The organism is Leptolyngbya sp. BL0902, assembly GCF_016403105.1.
In the GTDB taxonomy this organism is placed as follows: Bacteria; Cyanobacteriota; Cyanobacteriia; order Phormidesmidales; family Phormidesmidaceae; genus Nodosilinea.
Map to the genome: position 1 here is coordinate 3524749 of NZ_CP046155.1, position 21589 is coordinate 3546337.

The 21589-nt window shown below is 59.8% G+C and carries 21 protein-coding genes; 7 read left to right on the forward strand and 14 right to left on the reverse strand.

Annotation, left to right across the window (positions count from 1 at the left end; all coding sequences use genetic code 11):
• Nucleotides 1–154: 154 nt before the first annotated feature.
• Nucleotides 155–1450 (forward strand): DEAD/DEAH box helicase, encoded by a 1296-nt coding sequence (locus tag GFS31_RS15595; protein WP_198805701.1) that lies wholly within the window; start codon nt 155–157, stop codon nt 1448–1450.
• 4 nt (nt 1451–1454) lie between these two features.
• On the opposite strand, the gene GFS31_RS15600 is transcribed toward GFS31_RS15595, so the two are convergent.
• On the reverse strand, nt 1455–3404 hold the full coding sequence (locus tag GFS31_RS15600) for a diguanylate cyclase domain-containing protein (protein ID WP_198805702.1): 1950 nt from the start codon (nt 3402–3404) through the stop codon (nt 1455–1457).
• 542 nt (nt 3405–3946) lie between these two features.
• On the opposite strand from GFS31_RS15600, the gene GFS31_RS15605 reads away from it, so the two are divergent.
• On the forward strand, nt 3947–5143 hold the full coding sequence (locus GFS31_RS15605; RefSeq protein WP_198805703.1) for a Coenzyme F420 hydrogenase/dehydrogenase, beta subunit C-terminal domain: 1197 nt from the start codon (nt 3947–3949) through the stop codon (nt 5141–5143).
• A 5-nt stretch (nt 5144–5148) separates the two neighbouring features.
• Here GFS31_RS15605 and GFS31_RS15610 read toward each other — a convergent pair whose 3' ends face one another.
• The 6 genes from GFS31_RS15610 to GFS31_RS15635 all read right to left on the reverse strand — a co-directional run bounded on the left by GFS31_RS15610 (nt 5149) and on the right by GFS31_RS15635 (nt 12733).
• Nucleotides 5149–6054, reverse strand: coding sequence for an ROK family protein (locus GFS31_RS15610; RefSeq protein ID WP_198805704.1), 906 nt, complete (start codon nt 6052–6054; stop codon nt 5149–5151).
• A 164-nt stretch (nt 6055–6218) separates the two neighbouring features.
• Nucleotides 6219–7523 carry a glucosylglycerol 3-phosphatase gene (stpA, locus tag GFS31_RS15615; RefSeq protein WP_198805705.1) on the reverse strand — a complete coding sequence of 435 codons (1305 nt, stop codon included), beginning with the start codon at nt 7521–7523 and terminating at the stop codon, nt 6219–6221.
• A gap of 207 nt (nt 7524–7730) precedes the next feature.
• A complete protein-coding gene (locus tag GFS31_RS15620; RefSeq protein WP_198805706.1) occupies nt 7731–8444 on the reverse strand; it encodes a cytochrome b/b6 domain-containing protein in 714 nt (237 codons plus the stop codon).
• Nucleotides 8445–8545: 101 nt separating this feature from the next.
• Nucleotides 8546–9559, reverse strand: a complete 1014-nt coding sequence (gene dusA, locus GFS31_RS15625) for a tRNA dihydrouridine(20/20a) synthase DusA (protein WP_198805707.1) — start codon at nt 9557–9559, stop codon at nt 8546–8548.
• 106 nt (nt 9560–9665) lie between these two features.
• Nucleotides 9666–11564: an ATP-dependent zinc metalloprotease FtsH4 gene (gene ftsH4, locus GFS31_RS15630; protein WP_198805708.1), complete on the reverse strand. Its 1899-nt coding sequence runs from the start codon at nt 11562–11564 to the stop codon at nt 9666–9668.
• A gap of 290 nt (nt 11565–11854) precedes the next feature.
• Nucleotides 11855–12733 carry a DMT family transporter gene (locus tag GFS31_RS15635; RefSeq protein ID WP_198805709.1) on the reverse strand — a complete coding sequence of 293 codons (879 nt, stop codon included), beginning with the start codon at nt 12731–12733 and terminating at the stop codon, nt 11855–11857.
• A gap of 107 nt (nt 12734–12840) precedes the next feature.
• Here GFS31_RS15635 and GFS31_RS15640 point away from each other — a divergent pair, with 107 nt between their 5' ends.
• The gene (locus GFS31_RS15640; RefSeq protein WP_198805710.1) at nt 12841–13908 is read left to right on the forward strand and encodes a GNAT family N-acetyltransferase; all 1068 of its coding nucleotides are present in this window, start codon (nt 12841–12843) and stop codon (nt 13906–13908) included.
• On the opposite strand, the gene hypB is transcribed toward GFS31_RS15640, so the two are convergent.
• From hypB to petN, 5 genes are all read right to left on the reverse strand, one after another.
• Nucleotides 13887–14834, reverse strand: a complete 948-nt coding sequence (gene hypB / locus GFS31_RS21065; RefSeq protein WP_225907452.1) for a hydrogenase nickel incorporation protein HypB — start codon at nt 14832–14834, stop codon at nt 13887–13889. The genes GFS31_RS15640 and hypB overlap by 22 nt on opposite strands.
• Nucleotides 14825–15166, reverse strand: coding sequence for a hydrogenase maturation nickel metallochaperone HypA (locus GFS31_RS15650; protein ID WP_198805711.1), 342 nt, complete (start codon nt 15164–15166; stop codon nt 14825–14827). Before GFS31_RS15650 ends, hypB begins: the two co-directional genes overlap by 10 nt.
• Nucleotides 15167–15217: 51 nt before the next feature.
• Entirely contained in the window at nt 15218–16585 is a 1368-nt protein-coding gene (locus GFS31_RS15655) for a 16S rRNA (cytosine(967)-C(5))-methyltransferase (RefSeq protein ID WP_198805712.1), read from the reverse strand.
• A gap of 121 nt (nt 16586–16706) precedes the next feature.
• Nucleotides 16707–16913, reverse strand: coding sequence for a hypothetical protein (locus GFS31_RS15660; RefSeq protein ID WP_198805713.1), 207 nt, complete (start codon nt 16911–16913; stop codon nt 16707–16709).
• A gap of 44 nt (nt 16914–16957) precedes the next feature.
• Nucleotides 16958–17047, reverse strand: a complete 90-nt coding sequence (petN, locus tag GFS31_RS15665; protein WP_039726352.1) for a cytochrome b6-f complex subunit PetN — start codon at nt 17045–17047, stop codon at nt 16958–16960.
• A gap of 99 nt (nt 17048–17146) precedes the next feature.
• Between petN and GFS31_RS15670 the strand changes: the two genes are divergently transcribed.
• Together GFS31_RS15670 and clpP are read left to right on the forward strand one after the other, a co-directional pair.
• Nucleotides 17147–17638, forward strand: coding sequence for a hypothetical protein (locus GFS31_RS15670; protein ID WP_198805714.1), 492 nt, complete (start codon nt 17147–17149; stop codon nt 17636–17638).
• A gap of 93 nt (nt 17639–17731) precedes the next feature.
• On the forward strand, nt 17732–18337 hold the full coding sequence (gene clpP, locus GFS31_RS15675; protein ID WP_198805715.1) for an ATP-dependent Clp endopeptidase proteolytic subunit ClpP: 606 nt from the start codon (nt 17732–17734) through the stop codon (nt 18335–18337).
• A 12-nt stretch (nt 18338–18349) separates the two neighbouring features.
• On the opposite strand, the gene GFS31_RS15680 is transcribed toward clpP, so the two are convergent.
• Nucleotides 18350–19096, reverse strand: a complete 747-nt coding sequence (locus tag GFS31_RS15680; protein ID WP_198805716.1) for a hypothetical protein — start codon at nt 19094–19096, stop codon at nt 18350–18352.
• Between the two features lie 236 nt (nt 19097–19332).
• Here GFS31_RS15680 and GFS31_RS15685 point away from each other — a divergent pair, with 236 nt between their 5' ends.
• Nucleotides 19333–20157 carry a TerC family protein gene (locus tag GFS31_RS15685; protein WP_198805717.1) on the forward strand — a complete coding sequence of 275 codons (825 nt, stop codon included), beginning with the start codon at nt 19333–19335 and terminating at the stop codon, nt 20155–20157.
• Between the two features lie 151 nt (nt 20158–20308).
• A complete protein-coding gene (locus GFS31_RS15690) occupies nt 20309–20557 on the forward strand; it encodes a hypothetical protein (protein ID WP_198805718.1) in 249 nt (82 codons plus the stop codon).
• 562 nt (nt 20558–21119) lie between these two features.
• Here GFS31_RS15690 and GFS31_RS15695 read toward each other — a convergent pair.
• Nucleotides 21120–21464 (reverse strand): DUF1815 family protein, encoded by a 345-nt coding sequence (locus GFS31_RS15695; RefSeq protein ID WP_198805719.1) that lies wholly within the window; start codon nt 21462–21464, stop codon nt 21120–21122.
• Nucleotides 21465–21589: the final 125 nt, after the last annotated feature.

Consider the following 21589-nt stretch of genomic DNA (forward strand, 5'->3'; position numbering starts at 1 on the left):
ATGTAGCTTCGCCAGTTCATCCGGTCTGGGCTGGCAGCAGAATTTGCTAGATTCGCTCGTTTTTTAGCCATTCTTTTGACGATTGTTCACTGCTCTTAGGCTGGGCCCAGGGAATCGCTTTGGGATTAGGGGCACCACTCGGAGCCATATTTTCATGACGTTTGACTCACTCGGCCTTTCGGCTGGTCTACTTCGTGCTGTCACGGATCAGGGTTACACCGAACCCACCCCGATTCAGCAACAGGCGATTCCCGCCGTGCTGCAAGGCCAAGACTTGCTGGCCAGCGCCCAAACAGGAACGGGCAAAACCGCAAGCTTCACCCTGCCGTTGCTGCAACGGCTGACCAGCGCCCCCGGCAACGGTCGTCGCACCCCTCGCGCCCTTATCCTCACCCCTACCCGCGAACTGGCGGCTCAGGTGGGCGACAGCGTGAAGACCTACGGCAAATACCTGCCCCTGCGTACCGCCATCGTCTACGGCGGCGTGAAAATTGGCCCCCAGTTCAAGCAACTGCGCCAGGGTGTAGATATTCTGATCGCCACCCCCGGACGGCTGCTGGATCACGTCAATCAGCGCACGGTAGACCTCAGCCATGTGGAAATTCTGGTGCTGGATGAGTGCGACCGAATGCTCGATATGGGCTTCATCCACGACATCCGCAAAATCATGGGGCTGCTGCCGGAAACGCGCCAAACCCTGATGTTTTCAGCCACCTTCTCCCGGCCTATTCAACAACTGGCCAGCACCCTGTTGAACGACCCCGTGCAAATTGAAGTGGCTCCCCGCAACACCACCGCCGAACGGGTGGAGCAGGTGGTTCACCCGGTGGATCGCCACCGCAAGCGGGAGTTGCTGTCCCACATGATCGGCTTCCACAACTGGGAGCAGGTCTTGGTGTTTACCCGCACCAAGCACGGGGCCAACCGTTTGGCGGAACAACTGGCCAAGGACGGCCTTCGTACCGCCGCCATCCACGGCAACAAAACCCAGGCGGCGCGGGCCAAGGCGCTGCAAGACTTCAAAACGGGTCGGGTGCGGGTGCTGGTGGCGACGGACGTGGCCTCTCGCGGCATCGACATCGACCAACTGCCCTACGTGGTGAACTTTGAACTGCCCAACGTGGCGGAAGACTACGTTCACCGCATTGGCCGCACCGGGCGGGCGGGCAACGAAGGGCGGGCCGTTTCGCTGATCAGCGACGATGAACTGCACCTGCTCAGCAAAATTGAGCGGATGCTGAAGCAGCCCATCGACCGGGACGTCGTTCCCGGCTATGAGCCTTCCTTTGACATCAAAGCCAAGCCCGTGGAACCCGTGGAGCAGCCCCGTCGCCGTTCGGGTCGTCGTCCTAGCGGTGCCCAGTCACGGCGGTCGGCCCCGTCCACCGCTGGAGCCAGAACCCATGGCCAACGCCAAGCCGCTCCCAAAAAGCGGGTGCAAAGCGCCTAAACTGCTACTGCGGGGGGGCCGTCCGTACCTGGTCGCGCCCTCCGTTTTTGGCGGCATAGAGGGCTTCGTCGGCCTGTTTGAGGAGGCTGGCGGCTGAAGAGTCAGCGGAGGGAATGCAGCTTGCCACCCCCAGACTCATGGTGACGATGGTATCAATGGCGGAGCTGCGGTGGCTGATGTGGCGATCTCGGATGGCGCGGCGGATGGCCTCGGCTACGGTCTCCGCCCCTTTGAGATCAGTATTAGGTAGGATGACGGCAAATTCTTCGCCGCCGTAGCGGGCCACTAAATCGCCGGGACGCTTGGCTGTGTGGTTGAGGGTACGAGCTACGAGCCGCAGGCAGTTATCCCCTGCTTGGTGGCCGTAGAGGTCGTTAAAACCTTTGAAATAGTCAATATCCGCCAGAATGATGGAGAGTGGTGCTTTTTGGCGGGTCATCCGTCGCCACTCTTCCTCTAGGTGTTGCTCAAATCGACGACGATTGGCCACTTGGGTAAGACCATCTAGGTAAGCCATACGGCGTAGGCTTTGGTTGGCGAGGGTCAGCTGGCGATGGAGTTTGGCCTGCTGCACGGCAATTCCCACCTGGGTGGCCAAGCTTTGTAATAGGCGCACATCGGCGGTGCTCCACTGGCGGGGGGTGCTGCACTGATGGGCAATCAACAGCCCCCAGAGGGTTTGCTCTTGCAGCAGCGGCACCACAATTTCCGCCTGAATTTTGAAATATTCCAAAAACATGAGCTGGTCTTCGGAGAGCCCTTGCTCGTAGATGTTGGCCACAGCCATGCCCCGCCCTTGGCGATAATGGGCCAGGAACTTTTCGTCTACGCTCCAAGGATCGCGCACCGCCCAGCCCATCATGGCCGGGTAGGCGGGGGCACAGGCTTCTTGAATCACCTCGCCGCTCATATCGGGCGCACATTGTAGAATGATCACCCGATCCGCCTCGATAAACTCGCGCACGGCAATCACCGTTTGTTCGAGGATGCTGTCGAGATCCAGCAGATTGCGGATGCGCTGGGCAATTTCGCTGACCAGCCGCTCCCGCTGAGCTTGCAGCTTCAAGGCTGCTTCCGCCTGCTTTTGGGCTGAGATATCCAGCGTTACCCCGACTAGGCGCGGCGTGAGTTTAGGGCCATGGAAGACCTGCCCCTGGGAAAGCAGCCACCGCACGGTACTATCGGGCAGCACGATACGAAACTCTACGTCATAGCGCCTTTGCCGCAGGATCGCCTCCTGGAGGGCCTGATCGACCTGGCACCGATCTTCGGGATGAATGTGCTTAAAGATAGTTTGGTAGTGGCCGTCAAACTCGCCAGGGGCCAAGGACAGTAACTCCTGCAATTCCTCCGACATGACAAGCATATCGGCCCGGATATCCCAGTCTAGAGTGCCCATCTGGGCTCCTTTTAGGGCTAAGGAGAGGCGTTCCTGTTGCTCTTGTAGGGATAAAGACTGAAGCTGGCAGGCGTTGAGTTCGGCGGCAATCCCTGGAGGCCAGGGCAGACTGGGTAGGCCAAAGGTGCCGTCTGGCGTCAATACCCCCACCCAATGTCCGGCGGTATTGATCAGGGCATGATAGGGCAACGAGCAGGGCGGCAACGATCCCTTCATTGAGCTGATCTGGGGATGAGGGATGAGGGATGCTAGGGGCATCATCCAATCTGCGAGGGGAGCTTGGTCAAAGGCGACGCCAGCGGTCATGGCCCTAGCCACATCGGCATAGGTCAAAACCCCCGCTAGCCTGCCGCCCCTCTGGAGCACCAGGGCGTAGGTCTTGGTGGCCGCTGCCATAGCGCCTACCCCCTGGCTGAGGGATAGGTGGATGTCGATCTCTAGGGGCGTGGGGTCAAGGGCAAAGGACTGGTCAGGAGGATTGGCCAGGGTGGGGGAAGACGGCGGCAGATTCGTCGCCGGAGCATCATCATGGGGTGTCACAGAGGAATCGACCAAGGAGAGTGACCTCACTGAGGCCATAGCAGGGGATAGAATGACGCGACCGCACCGGAGAAGGGGATGGATAGAGCGCACCTAGGATGGAGCGCATCCAGGATGGAATACACCCAGGGTAAACCTTGCCCAACAGAGTAGGGCCGCCCTGCCTGGGCCATCGATCAAAGACCCAACGATGGTGAAGGACACTCGCTGCTCCCCCATGGCCACGGTCATCATCAGCGGATGGCCGTGGCGCTGGGTGGATAACGCTGTAATCCTGCTTGTTTTTGGGTTTGATCCTCCACGTATATCCTGGGTTGCTGCTCCCAGGCCGCTCTCCGCTTGAATACGCACGCTCCCTGGGGGGATCAGTGCAATCTTCGGTGTAATGTACAGAATGCCCAATAGAGCGGTCGGGGATCACAGAACCCAACAACCTGTAACAAACTAGAGCTTTATCTTTCGCAACAATTGAAAAGAAAGGGCCATGGAGGGTAAATCCTTGCGGTATGGTGAAGAACAGGCCACGCCCTACCACCTTTTCATCCTTTTTTTTCGCCATGACCCTGGCTCAGCCGCCCCATCGTAAAGCCAAAGCCCTACGCCCCGGTGCCCCTCGCCCCGCCAAAGAGCTCTGTAGTGAGTGCGGCTTTTGTGACACCTACTACATCCACTACGTCAAAGATGCCTGTGCGTTTCTGAACCAGCAGTTCCCTACCCTAGAGCAGCAAAGCCACGGGCGGCAGCGAGATTTGGCCCAGGATAATGAGGTGTACTTTGGGGTTCACCAAGACATGGTGGCCGCCCGCAAACACCAGCCCATCGAAGGGGCACAGTGGACGGGGATCGTCAGCTCCATCGCCATTGAGATGCTGACCCAGGGCAAGGTGGAAGGGGTCGTGTGTGTGCAAAACACCGAAGAAGACCGCTTCCAGCCCAAGCCCGTAATTGCCACCACGCCGGAGGAAATCCTCGCCGCCCGCGTCAACAAGCCCACCCTGTCGCCCAACCTCTCGGTGCTAGAGCAGGTGGAAAAGTCCGGCATGAAGCGGCTGCTGGTGATTGGGGTGGGTTGTCAAATCCAGGCGCTGAGGGCCGTGCAGGACAAGCTGGGCCTGGAAAAGCTTTACGTCCTCGGTACCCCCTGCGTGGATAACGTCAGCCGCGCCGGACTGCAAAAATTTCTGGAAACCACCAGCCGCTCGCCGGAGACGGTGGTGCACTACGAGTTCATGCAGGACTTCCGGGTGCATTTCAAACATGAGGACGGATCCACCGAAACCGTACCCTTCTTTGGCCTCAAAACCAACCAGCTCAAGGACGTGTTTGCCCCCTCCTGCATGAGCTGTTTTGACTACGTGAACGGCTTGGCCGACCTGGTGGTGGGCTATATGGGCGCACCCTTTGGCTGGCAGTGGCTGGTGGTGCGCAACCAAACTGGGCAAGAAATGCTGGATTTGGTGATGGATCAGCTAGAGACCCAGCCCGTTATGTCCCAGGGGGATCGGCACCAGGCCGTGCAGCAAAGCATTCCCGCCTACGACAAAGGTGTAACGCTCCCGATGTGGGCCGCCAAGCTGATGGGGATTGTGATCGAGCGGATTGGCCCCAAGGGGTTGGAATACGCCCGCTTCTCCATTGATTCCCACTTCACCCGCAACTATCTCTACCTGAAGCGGAACCATCCCGAAAAGCTGGAAGCCCACGTCCCCGACTTTGCCAAAAAAATTGTGTCGCAGTACAAACTGCCCGACTAGCCGACCTATCGGGTGGGATGCACTAGGGGCAAGGCCAGCCGCGCCGCCCCCACCATGCCAGCCCGGTTGCCCAGTTCGGCCACCAACACCTGAAGCCCCTGGCGGGAACTGGGCAGCACCCGTTCCTCCAGTTCTTGGCGCACGGTGGGCAAAAAGAGATCGGCGGCGGCACTGACCCCACCCCCCAAAATAATCGCCTCCGGGGTGAGGACGTAGACCAGGCTGGCCAAGCCCGCCCCCAGCCAGCGTCCGTAGGTCTGCCAGAAGGTGATGGCTTCCACATCCCCGGCCTGGGCCTGCTGGTACAGTTCGGCGGGGGATCGCCCGGTTTGGCGCTGGATAGCCTGAACCGAACAGTATTGCTCTAGGGAACCTCGGTTGCCGCTGTTGCAGGGGGGGCCATCGGGGTTGAGGGTAATCAGGCCCAGCTCGGCGGCGGTGCCCTGACGGCCCACAAACAGTTCCCCGTTGAGAATAACCGCCCCTCCAACCCCCGTGCCCAGGGTGAGCAGAATCAGGTCTTGGAAATTGCGCCCCGCCCCCAGCCAAGCTTCTCCCAATCCGGCACAGTTGGCATCGTTGGCCACCAGGGTGGGCCGTCCGGTTTTGTCCTCCAGCCAGTCGGCAATGGGCACATCCCTCCAGCCCGCTAGGTTAATCGCCACCCGGGCGATGCGTCCGGCGGCATCCGCAGGGCCAGGGGTGCCTAGGCCAATGGCTCCGGCCTCGCGGTGGGGATCCAGTTGGTCGATGGCGACAGCGATGGCGCTGACCACGGCGGCGGGGGTGGCAGGCTGGGGGGTGGGCACCGTCAGATCGGCGAGGCAATCCCCGCTGACGGTAAAGCGTCCTAATTTGATGGCGGATCCGCCCAAATCAATACCAATGACCTGCTGTGCCGCTGCGCCCATGGTTGGGGTCTCCTGGTTTGCCAATACTGAGAACAATCAATGCTGATAGTTCACTATACTGGCCTCCCATCCCAAAACAGCCCCTTGGGATGGATCTCCATCTAGCCGGGGATGCCTTCGACGCCAGCGCCCCATCAGATCACCGGAACCCAGGCGCTTTTGGCTCAAGTACTTTGAACGCGCTGCTGGGCGGCGGATTGAAAGGCGGCGCAGTATTGCCGATGCCCGCCTGGAAAGACCACATTCAGGCGGAGGGGATCGGTGGTGTCGCGGGGATCGCCGGGGCCTTCGAGGACACTGGGCAGGCCGTTGTGTTGCCCGATTTTCAGCGGTTTCCGGTTCTTTACCTGGCCACCGCTGCTGTCTACATAGGTGACGAGGTTGCCCCGGTGAAAGCGTTTTCCCAAATCTTGGATGAGCTGCAAAAAGAGGCGATCACTGCCCCCCCGCTGCACCACGGGCTGACCATCTGTGCCCAGGCTCCAGCGGCTGGTGACGGTATCCCCCACCCCCACTAGGGTCGGCATCCGGGCAGGGTCGAAGTGGGCCTCGGCTAAGGCCAGCAACTCTGGCAGGCTACGGGGAGCCTGACGCACGCTGAAGCCTTCCCCCAGGGGAAACTCGCCCGTATGCTGGGCATAGTAGCGGTTCAGCAGGGCCAGCACCCCCGCTTCCTTGATGGCCCCTCGCACCATAAACTGAAAATCTGTGGTGCCCGATTCCGTTTCTGTCCCCGGATCTAGCACCTCCTGGCCATCGGCTCCCCGGCCACGATTGGGGGCATAGTGGACAAAAAAGGACTCCCCTAGCCCGCGCTGCGCCGCCTGATCCAGCAGGTTCGTCATCAAAGCAGCCATGGCCCGTTGCAGGTCGGCATAGATGGCCCCATCGCGATCTCCCGCCGCCTGGAGTTGGGCATGAAGCGTATTGAGGTTGACCGTCGGCGAAGCCAGATTATCCAGCACCGAGGCTTCAATACCTTGCTGCATCGCCGCTGCTGCTAGCAGTCCTGGGCGCTGCTGAAAAAAAGCCCTGAGCCCCGCCCGCATCTGACCGGGCACCGCCGCCAAAAACTCCAGCTCCGCCGCACTCACCCCTGGGTGGCTCCCTTGGCCCGTTCGTCCTTGCCACTGCACGCCCCCCGCCGCCAGTCCTGGTAGATAGCCTGCGTGGGCCTTGGCCTGATCGTGTCCGCCCCAGGCCCGCTCCACCAAGGGATTCACGCCCCGCGTTCCCGTATGTTCGCCATTGGTCAGCACATAAAAATGCCCTGCGAAGGCTTGGGTGGCCTGCACGTAGGCTAGGTCAATCTGCCGATCCAGCGGATCCGCCACCAGCTCCATGCACACCCCATCCAAATCCTGAATGATCAACACATTGGGCGTGGTGGCGAGAAACTGCACCCAAGCGCGGTGATCTAAGGACAAAACCTGCTGGTGCAGCGGGACGGAAGTTGCGGAAAACGCCATGGAGGTTCAAAGAAAGTAACAGGTTTTCCCAACCTACCAGGGTGCTTTTTGTCCGCCATCTGGCCCAGGGCTGAAACAGCATCCGTCTAGACTGTGCTGAATACCCTGCTGATGGCTGCTGATGGCTGCTGGTCGTTGCCCACGGCCTCGGCGCAATCAAGCCGCAGGTTTCAACCGTCAGATCAATCGTCAGATCAATCGGCGTGTTTAGGCGTGTTTAAACAACGGGATAATCCAAGCAGCGACGATGCTGACTAAAATTGCGACTTCTAGGGCGATCAGCGCCGTCATGGGCCGAAACCAGGTGGCCCAGGCTCCCTGCTGGGTAGCGGCCCACCATGTCTTGATCTGCTGGGGCCAATGGGCGGGGCTGTCTTTTTCGCGAAATCGCCAGGTCAGCATGGAGAGCAGCAGCGGCGACCCGCCCACCTTGGCGCTCATCAACAGATGGAGGGCGATGGCCAGCACCATGATGATCCAGGAAATCAGGTGGGCATAGTACCAGGCGTGATACAGTTCGCCCTCGGGGAGCCAATCGGAGCCCATCATTTTGCCGCTGAAGAGGGCAAAGGTGAGGGCCAGCAGGGCTAGGGTATTAGTAATGCGGTTGAGGGTGTACCACCAGGCGGGTTTGCCGACCTGGGCCAGCTTTTGCAGGGTGTCGGGCTGCACCAGGCGGCGCTGGCCCGGACGACAGGCATAGACCACAAAGGCGGGAAAAATCAGCAGCGTCCACATCCCAAAGGTGCCGTGGATGCTTTCAATTTCGGGAAACTTGGGTAAAGGAATCCCACCCCAGCGACCATCGTAGGTGTCGTAGGTCCAGTAGGCGGAGAGGATTGCGCCGATCAGACACAGCCCGGTGAGGCCATGCAAAACCCGCAGCAGCAAGGGTTGGTAGGGAGCAGAGGATTTTGCCATGGGGAGTTGTCACACGATAAGAATCCACAAATAATCAGACACCACCAGCGAGACTCTGGTAGCGAGAATCCGCAAGCGATGACCACAAGGTTCTAAAAGTCCTATTTTAGAGATTCCAGTTCGATCTGTTGGGCGGTGGCTTGGCGCACGGCCTGGAGGGCGCGTTGCACCACCTCCACTCCGGCGTCGGGTTTGCAGGACTCTTCGGTGAGGAGGCGTTTCCACTGGCGGCTGCCCGGTTGTCCGGCAAACAGCATCAGCAGGTGGCGGGTAATTTTGTTCAGCTTCAGCCCTCGGCTCGTCCAGTGGTCGATGTAGGGCAGCAGGGTTTCGGCCACCTCAAAGCGGGTCAGGGGCGCGTCACTGACCCCAAAGAACCGCCGATCCACCTCGGCAAACAGGTAGGGATGATCGTAGGCAGCGCGGCCAATCATCACCCCGTCCACCGGGCCAAGCTGGGCGGCAACCTGGTCGAGGGTGACAAAGCCGCCGTTGATTTCAATCCACAAATGGGGAAAATCCTGCTTGAGGCGGTGGACATCGCCGTAGCGCAGGGGTGGCACGGTGCGGTTGTCTTTGGGGCTGAGTCCTTGCAACCAGGCCTTACGGGCATGGACGGTGAAGTGCCGACATCCGGTTTGGGCCACGGTGTCCACAAACGTCACCATGTCTTCGTAGCGATCCAGGTCGTCCACGCCAATGCGGTGTTTGACGCTGACAGGCAGCGGACTTGCCGCCCGCATTGCCGCCACGGCCTCGGCCACCCGCTGGGGCTGGGTCATCAAACAGGCCCCAAAGTTGCCGCTTTGCACCCGGTCGCTGGGGCAGCCCACATTGAGGTTGATGGCGTCGTAGCCAAAGTCCGCCGCCGCCCGCGTGGCCTCCACCAGCAGGGCCGGATCATCGCCCCCCACCTGCAACACCAGGGGCCGCTCATCGGCGGTGAACCCCAGCAAATGATCGCGGTTGCCGTAGCGAATGGCCTGGGCCGTCACCATCTCGGTATACAGCAGCGTGCGACGGCTAATCTGCCGCATAAAGTAGCGATAGTGCCGATCCGTGCGATCCATCATTGGCGCAAGGCTGAGGGGCACCTCAAGGGTGGCGTTAGTCATGGCAGAATGGGTTTCTCCGACTCCCCTCTCCCGTCCTGGAAGAGGGGCTGGGGGTGAGGGTCAAAAGAATATTGTGTTCTACCGAGTCTAGCATCCGAGCCTTGGCCTAGGCCGTGGTTAGGGGAGCACCGTTGAAGAACTGGGCTTCGGCGGCGGGGATTTGCACCTGTTTGAGCTGTGCCCGAAGAACGTCGCCCTCGATGACTTCCGATTCCAGCAGTTGCTGGGCCAGGGCTTCCAGCAGGTCGCGGTTGTGGCTCAGCACGCTGAGGGCATACTGATGGCCCGCTTCCACCAGGCTCTTTACCTCCTCGTCAATGGCCTTGGCAGTGTCTTCGCTGATGGGGCGACGGGCATTGCCCATGCCGTTATCCAGAAACAGGTTGCGCTGGGCGCGGTCGTAGGCCAGGGGGCCAAGCACCTGGCTCATGCCGTAGGACGTGACCATTTGTTCGGCCAGATCCGTGGCCCGTTGCAGGTCGTTGGCGGCTCCGGTGGTGATGTGGCCAAAGATGATTTCCTCCGCCGAACGGCCCCCCAGCAGGGTAGCAATCTGGCCCTTCAGTTCGGCCTCATCCCGCAGGAAGCGATCCTCGGTGGGCAGTTGCAGGGTGTAGCCCAGGGCCGCCATGCCGCGAGGCACGATGGAGATTTTTTCCACCTCGTCGGTTCCGGGCACCACCGCCCCCACCAGGGCATGGCCCACTTCGTGGTAGGCGACAATTTCCTTTTCCTTGTCGTTGAGGACGCGGCTTTTTTTCTCTAGTCCGGCGACGACCCGCTCAATGGCTTCGGCAAAATCCTGCTGCTCCACGTGGCCACTGTTGCGGCGGGCGGCGAGCAGGGCGGCTTCGTTGACCAAGTTGGCTAGGTCGGCCCCGGCAAAGCCCGGAGTGCGGGTAGCGATCTGCTTCAGATCCACCGTTTCCGCCAGCTTCACATCCTTGGCGTGGATGTTGAGGATGGCCTCACGCCCCTTGAGATCGGGACGGTCTACCAACACCTGACGGTCAAACCGACCGGGACGCAGCAGCGCGGGGTCGAGGGTTTCGGGTCGGTTCGTTGCCGCTAGGACGATCACCGTGGTATCCCCTGCCTCAAAGCCGTCCATTTCCGTCAGCAGTTGGTTGAGGGTTTGTTCGCGCTCGTCGTTGCCGCCATAGAAACTGCTAGATGCACGGGATTTGCCGATGGCATCGAGTTCGTCAATAAAAATGATGCAGGGCGCTTGTTTTTTCGCCTGGTCAAACAGGTCGCGCACGCGGGAAGACCCCACCCCCACAAACAACTCCACAAATTCCGAGCCGGAAATGCTGAAGAAGGGTACTCCGGCCTCTCCAGCAACGGCCTTGGCCATCAGGGTTTTGCCCGTTCCCGGTGGGCCAATCAGCAGCACCCCCTTGGGAATTTTGGCCCCCAAATCGGTGAAGCGCTTAGGGGTTTTCAAAAAGTCCACAATTTCCACCAGTTCGGCCTTGGCTTCTTCCACCCCGGCCACATCGTCGAAGGTGATTTTGCCGTTTTCCCCCTCCACATACACCTTGGCCTTGCTCTTGCCGATGGACAGCGCCCCCTGGGGGCCACCACTGCCCCGCGCCAGGAAAAAGCGCCACACCGCAATGAAGATAATCGGCGGAATCACCCAGCTCAGCAAACTGCTAAACCACTGGCCCTTTGGCGGCGGCACAGCGGCAAATTCTACGCCGTTGTCTTCCAATCGCTGGGGCAGTTGCAGGTCAAAAATGGGCGTGGTGACGTAGACCTCACCGGGCTGGCCCTCGGCATCCTTAAGCTGATAGCGAATTTCGTTTTGCCCCACCGAGGCCCGCAGCACTTCCTGATCCTGCACCCGATGGATGAACATGCTGTAGGGTTCCTTGGCAATCTGGGAGCCAAACAGGCTAGGAGCCAGCAAGTTTAGCAGCAGAAATCCGGTGGCGACCCACAGTAGAACATTGGCAATCGTCCGAGGCCGACTGGGCTGGGGATCTTTGTTGACAGGCATGGTGATTCATCTCAAAAGAGCAAGGACAGGGGCGGTGGAGGACACCCAACTGTTCTGAAAATCAGCATAGTGGAGGGCTAGGGCGTTTTGTAGGGAGGGAAATCCGCCCTGCTTAGCTACTGCCAAGCCATGGTTTACCCTAGGTATCTCGTCTCTAATCCGCATCACGCCTCTCAATTGGGCCAGCGCCAGGAGCAAGCTCTCCTCGACCTACGGTAAGAACGCACAGGCCAGATTGGTTTCACCCTATTGCTCGATAGCTTGATTCCTCGGTAGGCTCAGGGTATCCATCAACGATTGGTTAAAATCACGCCCAGAATCACCAGCAGCCCCCCCAGCAGCAGCGAGGGCGAAGGGATTTCGTTGAGCATTACCGCCGCCAACAGAATGGCAAACACGGGCACTAGGTTAATGAATACCCCTGCCCTAGCGGGGCCAAGCTGACGCAGACCATCGTAGTACCAGCTAAACCCCACGGCGGATCCCAACACGCCCAGGTAGAGGATGCTGGCCCAGGCCGTGAGGCTGGCGGTGGGGATCACTGTTAAAAGACCATCGGCTAAGGCTGGCCCCAGCAGCATCAAGGCCCCCGCCCCACAGGCGTAGGTCGTGGCCGCAAAGGGGGAAAGGGACTGCATCACCCGCTTGCCCAGCAGAGTATAGATCATCCAACTCACCACACAGCCGAGGATCAGCAGTTCCCCCCGCCCCACCTCGCCGCGCACCAGGGCCAAGGGGTTGCCGCCGCTAATCACCACCCCCGCCCCCAGCAGCGAGAGGCCGATCCCCAGCCCTTTTCGTGGCGTGATGGAGTCTTTCAAAAACAACGCCGCCCCTAGGGCAATGGCTACCGGGTTGAGGGCAATGATCAGCGCCGCCCGTCCGGCTTCAACGGTTTGTAGGCCCGAAAAGAAGAAGACATTGTAGGCAAAAATCCCCGTTAGGCCCAGCCCCAAAATCGGCCACCACAGGTACTTGGGCGGACGAGACAACGCCCCTTCTACCGCATAGGTCAGCGCCACCAGGGCCAGCGTGGCCACCGCAAACCGACAAAACGCCGCCGCAAAGGCTCCCATCTCCTGCGCCACCAGCCGCCCAGCGATGAAGGTGCCGCCCCACAGGGCCATGGTCAGCAGCAGCTTTAGGTAAATCCATGGCAGCGGGGGCATGGCGACATTTAGCCTCAATGAAGAATCGCAATGGTTTCAGGAATCGGGCGGCGGGTGTTGTAGCGACCGAGAAGAACGTCCATTATGCCCTGTGGATGGATGCCATCATGCCCCTTGCGCTGCCGCTACTCACCACTAGACCCGAACTAGGACAGGCCGACTTACCCACCCTAGTGGCCTTTTATGAAGCCTGCGAACAGGCCGATCCCCGCGACCATGCCCCCACCCTAGATCAACTTCAGCATCGGCTGGATCACCCGCCCCCCGGTGGTCGGCACCGTCGGCAGTATTGGGAAACGGCGGACGGACAACTGGTGGGCGTGGTCAACCTGTGGATGACTGATCCCAGAACAGATATTCCTCCAGAGCCGTCCTTGCCCGCCTCTTTCGCCCCTCCTACATCTCAGGAAAAGTCAGCGTTAGGCCCCTATCCGCCCGTGGTGAATGGCCATTTGGGCATCATGGTGCATCCCAGCTACCGCCATCAGGGTTTGGAATCGACCTTGCTCGACTGGGCTGAGAATTTTGTGCAAACCTACGGGCAAACCACCCAACGGGATGGCCCTATTCCGGTTTATCTGCGGGCAACGGTTGCTCAAGATCGCACGGTAGAGCAGGAGAGCTATGGGGCGCATGGGTTTCAGATGGTGCGTTGTTTTCAAACGCTTCAGCGATCCCTCCTCCTCCCGGTGGATGCCCCATCGTGGCCAGCGGGCTTTGGCATGCAGCGGGCGGATACCGTTCAGGTCGAGGACTGGGTGGCGCTGTTCAACGACGCCTTTGTGGATCACTGGCGCTTTGTGCCCCTCACCGTGGCTCAGCATCAGCATCGACGGCAAAGCCCCACCTACCAGCCCGATTTGGACTGGGTGGCCGTGGCCGCAGACGGCACCCTGGTAGGGTTCTGCACCGCCCACATCCCCTACGAAGACAATGCCCGCCACCATCGCCAAGAGGGCGAAATTACGCTGCTGGGCACCCGTCGCGGCTACCGTCGGCAAGGATTAGCGCGGGCCATGCTGCTCTATGGGTTGCAGCAGCTTCAAGCGGCGGGCCTCGATACGGTGATGATCGGCGTAGACCGAGATAACCCCAACCAGGCCAAAGCCCTCTACGAATCCCTGGGCTTTGGCCTCAAAGAGAGCTGGCTGAACTATTTCAAGGTGTTCACCTGATCCAGCAGCCACGCATACCAATGATCCAGCCCTTCGCCGGAGGTGGCCGACAGCGGGAAAACCTGAATATCGGGGTTCACCTGGCGAGCATAGGCGATGCAGCGATCCACATCAAAGCTGACGTAGGGCAGCAGGTCAATTTTGTTCAGCAGCATAATCTGGCTGGCCCGGAACATGTGGGGATACTTCAGCGGTTTGTCATCGCCCTCCGTTACCGAGAGAATGGCCACCTTCGCCCGTTCCCCCAGGTCAAACAGGGCCGGACAGACCAGATTGCCCACGTTCTCAATCATCAGTACCGAATGGGCCGGAGGTTGCAGAGTTTGCACACCGCGCCGCACCATTTCCGCTTCCAAATGACAGCCCGTGCCCGTGTTCACCTGCACCACACCACAGCCCGTGGCCCGAATCCGCTCGGCATCGTGGAGAGTGGCCTGATCGCCCTCAATCACCGCAAAGGACAGGCGATCCTTGAGGTCGTTGAGGGTCTGGGTCAGTAGCGTGGTTTTGCCCGCACCGGGGGAACTCACCAGATTCAGGGCCAACACATCGCGGCCCTCAAACCAGCCCCGATTTTGGGCGGCGATCAGGTCGTTTTTGGCGAGGACGTTGAGTTCTAGGGTGTGGAGGGAGTGGGGAAGTCGGGAGTCGGGAGTCGGGAGTTGGGAGTCGGGATGGGAGTGAGGGGGATCGTTGGGGCTGTGGGGGTGATTGTGGTCGTGATCATGCCCATGATCGTGTCCGTGGTCATGATTGTGGGCATGGGAGGCATTATCCGGTGGCCCGTGGCGGTGGGTGAGGGTTTGGCCGTTGGGCAGGGTGTGGGTGTGTTCGGCGGTGGGGTCAGCGAGGGAGGTGGTTTCCCCGGTGGCGAGGTTGGTGAGGGTGGGTTCGGCCCCGTCGGAACAGCCGCAGGTTACGCACATGGCACGGTCTCCATAGAAAGAATCACCAGTCCTTGTCCGGCAACGATGTCGATGGCTAGGCTATCGCATTGATCGCAAATGCCGTAGGGCATATCCAGGGGCATTTCGTGGCCGCAGGTTCGGCAGCGGCCTCGTCCTGGGATGGTTTTAATGTCTAACTCAGCCCCGGCCAGGGGGGTGTTGGGGATGCAGGCATCAAAGCAGAATTGGATAGAATCGGGCAAAATCGCAGAGAGTTCGCCAATCTCTAGGGTAATGCGGCGCACGGAGGCCCCCTGAGCCGCCTCAATCACGGTGTCAATAATCGTCTGGGTGATGCTCAGTTCGTGCATAACCTAATCCAATTGCCCTTGATCCCATGCCGGACTCGCCCTGTACCCACCCTACAACCGATGCCGCAGACAGGCCATAAAGAAGCCGTCCATATTCTGGCGGTGGGGCCAAACCTTGATCCACCCGTCCGGGGATGGGGAGAGTCCGGGGATGGACTCGGCATCGGGGGGCTGAATGTGCCATTGGGGATAATCTTGCAGGAAGGCTTGAATCACCCCTTCATTTTCGGCGGGGTGGAGGGTGCAGGTGGCATAGACCAGGGTGCCGCCCGGTTTGGTGCAGCGGGCCGCTTCAGATAGCAGGGCTTGCTGCTGGGGCACTAGAGCTTGGATGGAGTCGGGGGTTTGTCGCCAGCGGGCATCGGCGTGGCGGTGCAGGGTGCCGAGGCCAGAACAGGGGGCATCTACCAACACCCGATCTCCCTGGCCGTGGAGGTGGGCCAAATCGGTGCTGTTGCCCAGGTGGGTGCGAATACTGTGAAGTTGCAGGCGCTGGGCATTGGCCGTCACTTTTTTGAGGCGAGAGGCGGTGCGGTCGCAGGCCCAAACGGTGCCCTGATCGCCCATCATTTCTGCTAGGTGGGTGGCCTTGCCCCCCGGTGCGGCGCAAAGGTCGATCACCGTTTCCCCCGGTTGCGGGTTCAGCAGTTGGCCCACCCGTTGGGCGCTGGCATCCTGCACGGCCCACCAGCCCTCGCCATAGCCCGGGAGGTCGGTGATGGCTCCAGAATGCTGGCTCAGCCGCAAGGCCCAGGGCAGGCCAGGGAGTCGCTCGGTGGCGATTCCCGCTGTGGACAGGGCTTGTTCCACGGCTTCTAGGGTGGTTTGCAAACGATTCACCCGCAGATCCAGACTAGGTACTTGGTTAAACCACTGGCATAGCTGATCGGCCTCTGGATCACCGAGTTGTTGCCGCCACAGGTCTACAATCCAGTCGGGATAGCTGTGGCGCACCCCCAACGCTGCCGTGGGATCTTCCGGCAGAATCAGAGGGTCGGCCCCCTCCGCCGTCAGTCGTTCGTACTGCCGCAGCAGGCCGTTCACCACCTTAGACAGTTGCCCTAAGCCGTTGGCCTTAGCCAAATCCACACTGGTATTCACCGCCGCCGAGGCCGGAATGGATTTGAGATAGCGCAGTTGATAGAGGCCCATCTGCAACACCAACCGCAACACCGGGGGCTGTTTCTCGGCGGAGCGCGTGCCCAGTTGGGAAATCAGCCCGTCCAGGGTGCGCTGCCGTCGCACGGTGCCGTAGACCAGTTCCGTCATCAAAGCGGCATCCTGGGAGGAGAGCTTGGCCTGGGCCAAGGTGCGATGTAGGGCCACGTCGGCGTAGGCTCCCCCTTGCACCTGAAGCAGGGCCGAGAGCGTCCACTGCCGCGCCGTTGGAGGATTTGTCTTGGGAACCGTTGCCGCCATCACACCCTACCCCTGCTGTTCAACCCTTGTGCTTTCCTTCCAGGCCCCATCCGTCACACAAAAGCCCGGACATCGGTCAATCGCCGACCATCCGAGCCTTTGTGACAGAGTTTGAGCAAGGCTATTTTTTAGCGGCCTTCGCGGCCTTCGCGGCCTTTGCGGCCTTTGCCGGACGACGCTTAACGGCATCCTGGTCGTTTTTGCGACGGCGACGATCTCGCCAATCGGCAGCCGTGAGGTAGGCCACGCCCCCAGTGACAACCACCAGGAGAACGAGGGCCAACACGGCAAGGACGCTAAAGGCTTGGGCTTCTAGGGTGGCTTCCATGGCTAATGTGGTGGCTGACAGCAGGTGAAAAACCTTAGAAGCTGCTAGAAGCCGTTGCGGCCCCACACCACCATGGAGAGGGAGAAGGTGAAGACAACCAGCAAAGAAACCCAGCCCAAGGTCAAAATGTCCATAATTGCAACGAGTTGATAGACAACAACACAGCCATACCTATCATACGGTAAAGGCTTACATCTGCTGACATCGAAGGCCATTGGCGAAGGGAGGAATCCATGGAAACCGCACCAGGGGCAACCCAACCAGGACAAACCAGCCAAGATCGGATTGCCTCAGTCCAATCGGCAACGCTGACGGGCTTCATCGCTGGACTCGCAGGGGCGGGGCTGTTATTGTTGCACCGCGTTGCGGCCTTGGGGTGGGCGGCGGCGGCGGCATCTACCATCGACGGCCTAGCAGGGCTGACCTTCTGGATTAGCGTAGCCATTGCGGCCCTATCGGGGGCCTTGTTTGGCATCACCTACCGCTATGCCGTGCGCCAAGACACCAGTTCCTACCTGCGTTCGGGAGTCATCTTTGCCTTCAGCTTTGTCCGGGGGCTAGCCCTCGTCAATGTGGGAGCCGCCGTGAGTATGATGGGCTGGCCGTTTTTGATTGCCATCACCGAAAGCCTGCTGATGTTTGCCGTGGCAGCGGCGGTTTTGGAATTGGCATTGCGTCGGGGCTGGGTGGCTACCGTTCCCGGACGTATGGAGGCCGAGAAATAATGCAGGTAGGGCGATTACGACTAGGCGGGATCACAGGTTTGCTGGCGGATATCGCTACAATGGCCTATAGCAGTGAATAAGTAGCCTATCCTCATGATTCCTACCGTTATTGAGCAATCCGGGCGTGGTGAGCGCGCATTTGACATTTACTCCCGTCTGTTGCGCGAGCGGATTATTTTCCTCGGCCAAGAGGTGACGTCCGATTCCGCCAACCTGATTGTGGCGCAAATGCTATTTCTGGAAGCTGAGGATCCCGACAAAGACATTTACCTCTACATCAACTCCCCCGGTGGGTCGGTGACGGCGGGCCTCGGCATCTACGACACCATGAACCACATTCGGCCCCAGGTCTGCACCATCTGCGTGGGCCTTGCCGCCAGCATGGGAGCCTTTTTGCTGGCCGCCGGAGAAAAGGGCAAACGCATGAGCCTGCCCAACTCCCGCATTATGATCCACCAACCCCTCGGCGGTGCCCAGGGCCAAGCCACCGATATCGAAATTCAGGCCAAGGAAATCCTCTACCTGAAGCAGCGCCTCAACGAATCCCTCGCCAACAACACCGGGAAGCCCATCGAAAAAATTGCGGAAGACACGGAACGCGACTTCTTCATGAGCCCCCAAGAAGCGGTGGAGTACGGCCTAATTGACCAGGTGATCGACCGGGCCTCTGTGGGGGGGCGTCCGATGGTGGTGGCCTAGGTTGCGTGCAGCCTAGGGGCCAGGGGTAGGCTGGGTCTCAAGGAACAGCAAGAACTCCAGCAGTTCTTCATCGCTCAGTTCATGGCGAGACCGTTTGCCATAGGTCTTCTCTAGGAACTCTCGCCCCTGGTTGACGTTCCAGCCGAGGCGTTGAAGTTCCACATCGGTCTGGGCAATGATGTCTGACAGGTCAATGGAGGGGGTGGGCACCCCGTCGAAGCTCAGCAGATCCTGGGCCAAGGAAGGAGAAGCCAAGGCCCCATTGTTTTCGGGAGGCACCGTCGCCGACTCTACCGGACTCAAATCCAAGTCTAGAAACGAGCGTTCTAAACCTGGATCGTCAGGCTGGGGCAGCGATCTAGGGGCTGGGGGAACGTTAGGCCATCGGTCTTCTGACGCTGGGGCGCTAGGTCGTGGCGGCTCTTGGCTAGGGTGCACAGGCCCATCAGTCTCCGTTCCCCCTGACACCCCATGGAGGGGTGTTGGAGATGCCCCAGGGCTGATCGGCGGCGTCGCCAAGCTAGGGGGCATGCCATCGCCCCACTCAGCAGCACCCATATGGTGGAGGGCGCGGACATAGGCCGTGTCCTCAGCGGTTTCTAGCACGGCATGGGCAGCCATCCCCGTTGCCAAAGTTTGATCGGCTACCACCACCACCACCCGCACGAGGTAAAGCCCGTCGTGGATTTGAACCAACTCAGACACCAGGCCCCCTTGGGGATATTGCTGACGAAAGGCGGTGAGTAAGCTTCTCAGCACTGGGCATTGCTCCTAGGATGGACGGACAGGGGGACGTTTAACCGTACTACGCCGGGGCCAACGGAGCAGGTTAGACTAAGCCTAAGGCCCCTTGGGTAGATTTGAGCACTCCGCTGACTCAGAACCCCTGGCCGAGCAGTCGCTCCTTCAGAGCGCAACGATTCATCAAGACCCGATTTTTCGGATCAACGAACCACCCAACGCTAACGGCTGCCCAGGGTAGCCCCACTGAATTCATGCTAGACCAACTGCTCGATATTTCGACCAACCTTGGGGTAGATACCCTGCTGCTGCTGCCTGTGCTCATTGCTCTGGAAGCGGTGCTTTCCGCCGACAACGCCATTGCCCTAGCGGCCATCGCCCAGGGGTTGGAGGGGGAAAAGTTGCAGCAGCAAGCCCTCAACTTTGGCTTGCTGATTGCCTTTGTGCTGCGGGTGGCCCTGATTTTGGCAGCGGGCTGGGTGCTTCAGTTTTGGCAGTTTGAAGTGATGGGGGCAGCCTATCTGCTGTGGCTGGTGTTTAAGCATTTCACGTCTGAAACTGACGACGCCGATCAACACCATGGCCCCCGGTTTACCTCCCTGATCCAGGCTATCCCCATCATCGCCTTCACCGACCTCGCCTTTTCCCTGGATAGCGTCACCACGGCCCTCGCCCTGTCGAAGGATACCCTAGTCATCCTGCTGGGTGGGTTAATTGGGGTGCTGACCCTGCGGTTCATGGCAGGGCTGTTTATCCGCTGGTTGGAGGAGTTTGAACATTTAGAAGATGCGGGCTTTGTCACCGTTGCCTTTGTGGGGGTGCGGCTGTTGGCACGGGTTGTGGATCCATCTCTGGTACCGCCCGAATGGCTGATGGTGCTGCTGATTGCCGTAGTGTTTGCCTGGGGATTCTCCAAGCGCACCGAACCTACCCCCCCGTCCTCACCGGACGTGGCCCTGGTGGCCCCCCACAACGCTCCCTTGCCCACCGTAACCGACCTAGACAAGGCCCAGATCGCCAGCGCGGAAAAGTCCACGCCCTCCGACAACGCCGACCTTGGCTATGCCGAGCGATCCTAGCTCCCCAGGTAGCCCCAGGTAGCCCCAGAAAAGAGGGTATCCCCCCGGTTATCGCGCCTACTTGGGTATCCCTTCGATACCCTTGGTCTTATTTTTTGACTAAGATTAAGAAAAGATTTAGAAAATGTTAAGAATGCGCCAAGGGGGGACTATGGCTGGCTCTAACCCATCGTCGGATGATCAGGATCTGCATCGTCTGCTGTTTCCCAAAAGTCGGTATTACGGCGAGTTCTCGCCCCAGCATTTGACCTTTAACGCCAACCTGCAAGAGTTTGCCAATCGGGTGAACTACATCTCCTGCCTCAATACAGGCGGCAAACTGTCCTCGGAGGACGCCTACCAGCAAATCCGAGGGCTCTATCAACAACTCAAGCAGAGTAAGCAAGGCCTGGGAATTTAGGGGAAAACGCGAACCGGAGCCAGCTCAAAGGAGACGCCCCCGGAGCCCGATTGTCGGGGTTGGGAGGAGGTCATTGCTGGAAGCCAGCCTGTCGGAGGGCATAGGTCTGGAGGTCGAACTGAGCCAGTTCTTGGGCGGCATCGCAGCAAAAATGAAAGAGTCAATATCGGCCCAGGCCCGTTGGGCTTGCTGGGCTACTGCCAGTCCTTCAGCATGGCGATAGAGGGCAATTAACAGCCATGCTTCCTTCCTATACCAGTGGTGATCCTGGTTAGAATTGGCCGCACGAGTCGCTTGCAGCACTTGTTCTAGTTCAGCCTCTGTCATCGCCAGATGTCCTTGTCGAGGATCAGATGTCATCCTTTGCCATTATGGACGACTCAACCGCTGGGGTGGCTAGGCGAAAAAAACGCCCCTTCCTGGGAAGAGGCGGCACCAATGGAGGGATTGGGCTGGGGGTGATGAAGATTTGGAACAGAGGCGTTGGCCATGGTGTCTGGCTAGCGACTTCTGGTACAGCGCGATGGGCCTGACGTGGCCTGCTCAAGCCTTCTTTCCTCAGTTAAGCGGAGGTGGACAGGGCCGGACTGGGGTGGCTTGGCGCGATTTTGAACTTCGCTAGGTTGGCCAGTTCTTGGAGTTGCTGGATGGCTTCGGCCCCTTCCAGTTTCATGAGTTCACGGTCGTCGCGCATTTCCGTCCAGGTAATGCCGTAGTCGGACACGAGGAAGCGGATCAAGTGGTTGTCGCCGAGGCTGACCATGAAGGAGGCGCTGTTCATCTGGCCACCGCAGGTATAGCAAGAGGCGAGGTAGCCCAGCCCTTCGAGCACCGTAGCGAGGGCCTGAAGGTTCATGACCAGGTCTTTCACAAATTGTCGATGCTGCTCCGCAAGTCTAACGAACATACCCAACCTCCTCGTAATTCCTCTCGATTGTAGCCCAAAAGTAAAGTGATCCTTAAGATTGTGACAATTTGACCGATGGCCTGCATGGCTAGGGGGTCTTTTGTCAGACGAGTCTGGGGTCGGCT

Coding starts and splice junctions, on each gene's coding strand:
- GFS31_RS15660 (WP_198805713.1), bottom strand. CDS start 16,913: ATGGAAGCCACCCTAGAAGCCCAAGCCTTTAGCGTCCTTGCCGTGTTG.
- GFS31_RS15640 (WP_198805710.1), top strand. CDS start 12,841: ATGCCCCTTGCGCTGCCGCTACTCACCACTAGACCCGAACTAGGACAG.
- dusA (WP_198805707.1), bottom strand. CDS start 9,559: ATGACTAACGCCACCCTTGAGGTGCCCCTCAGCCTTGCGCCAATGATG.
- stpA (WP_198805705.1), bottom strand. CDS start 7,523: ATGGCGTTTTCCGCAACTTCCGTCCCGCTGCACCAGCAGGTTTTGTCC.
- clpP (WP_198805715.1), top strand. CDS start 17,732: ATGATTCCTACCGTTATTGAGCAATCCGGGCGTGGTGAGCGCGCATTT.
- GFS31_RS15670 (WP_198805714.1), top strand. CDS start 17,147: ATGGAAACCGCACCAGGGGCAACCCAACCAGGACAAACCAGCCAAGAT.
- GFS31_RS15690 (WP_198805718.1), top strand. CDS start 20,309: ATGGCTGGCTCTAACCCATCGTCGGATGATCAGGATCTGCATCGTCTG.
- GFS31_RS15685 (WP_198805717.1), top strand. CDS start 19,333: ATGCTAGACCAACTGCTCGATATTTCGACCAACCTTGGGGTAGATACC.
- GFS31_RS15650 (WP_198805711.1), bottom strand. CDS start 15,166: ATGCACGAACTGAGCATCACCCAGACGATTATTGACACCGTGATTGAG.
- GFS31_RS15595 (WP_198805701.1), top strand. CDS start 155: ATGACGTTTGACTCACTCGGCCTTTCGGCTGGTCTACTTCGTGCTGTC.
- GFS31_RS15655 (WP_198805712.1), bottom strand. CDS start 16,585: ATGGCGGCAACGGTTCCCAAGACAAATCCTCCAACGGCGCGGCAGTGG.
- petN (WP_039726352.1), bottom strand. CDS start 17,047: ATGGACATTTTGACCTTGGGCTGGGTTTCTTTGCTGGTTGTCTTCACC.
- hypB (WP_225907452.1), bottom strand. CDS start 14,834: ATGTGCGTAACCTGCGGCTGTTCCGACGGGGCCGAACCCACCCTCACC.
- GFS31_RS15695 (WP_198805719.1), bottom strand. CDS start 21,464: ATGTTCGTTAGACTTGCGGAGCAGCATCGACAATTTGTGAAAGACCTG.
- GFS31_RS15635 (WP_198805709.1), bottom strand. CDS start 12,733: ATGCCCCCGCTGCCATGGATTTACCTAAAGCTGCTGCTGACCATGGCC.
- ftsH4 (WP_198805708.1), bottom strand. CDS start 11,564: ATGCCTGTCAACAAAGATCCCCAGCCCAGTCGGCCTCGGACGATTGCC.
- GFS31_RS15620 (WP_198805706.1), bottom strand. CDS start 8,444: ATGGCAAAATCCTCTGCTCCCTACCAACCCTTGCTGCTGCGGGTTTTG.
- GFS31_RS15610 (WP_198805704.1), bottom strand. CDS start 6,054: ATGGGCGCAGCGGCACAGCAGGTCATTGGTATTGATTTGGGCGGATCC.
- GFS31_RS15605 (WP_198805703.1), top strand. CDS start 3,947: ATGACCCTGGCTCAGCCGCCCCATCGTAAAGCCAAAGCCCTACGCCCC.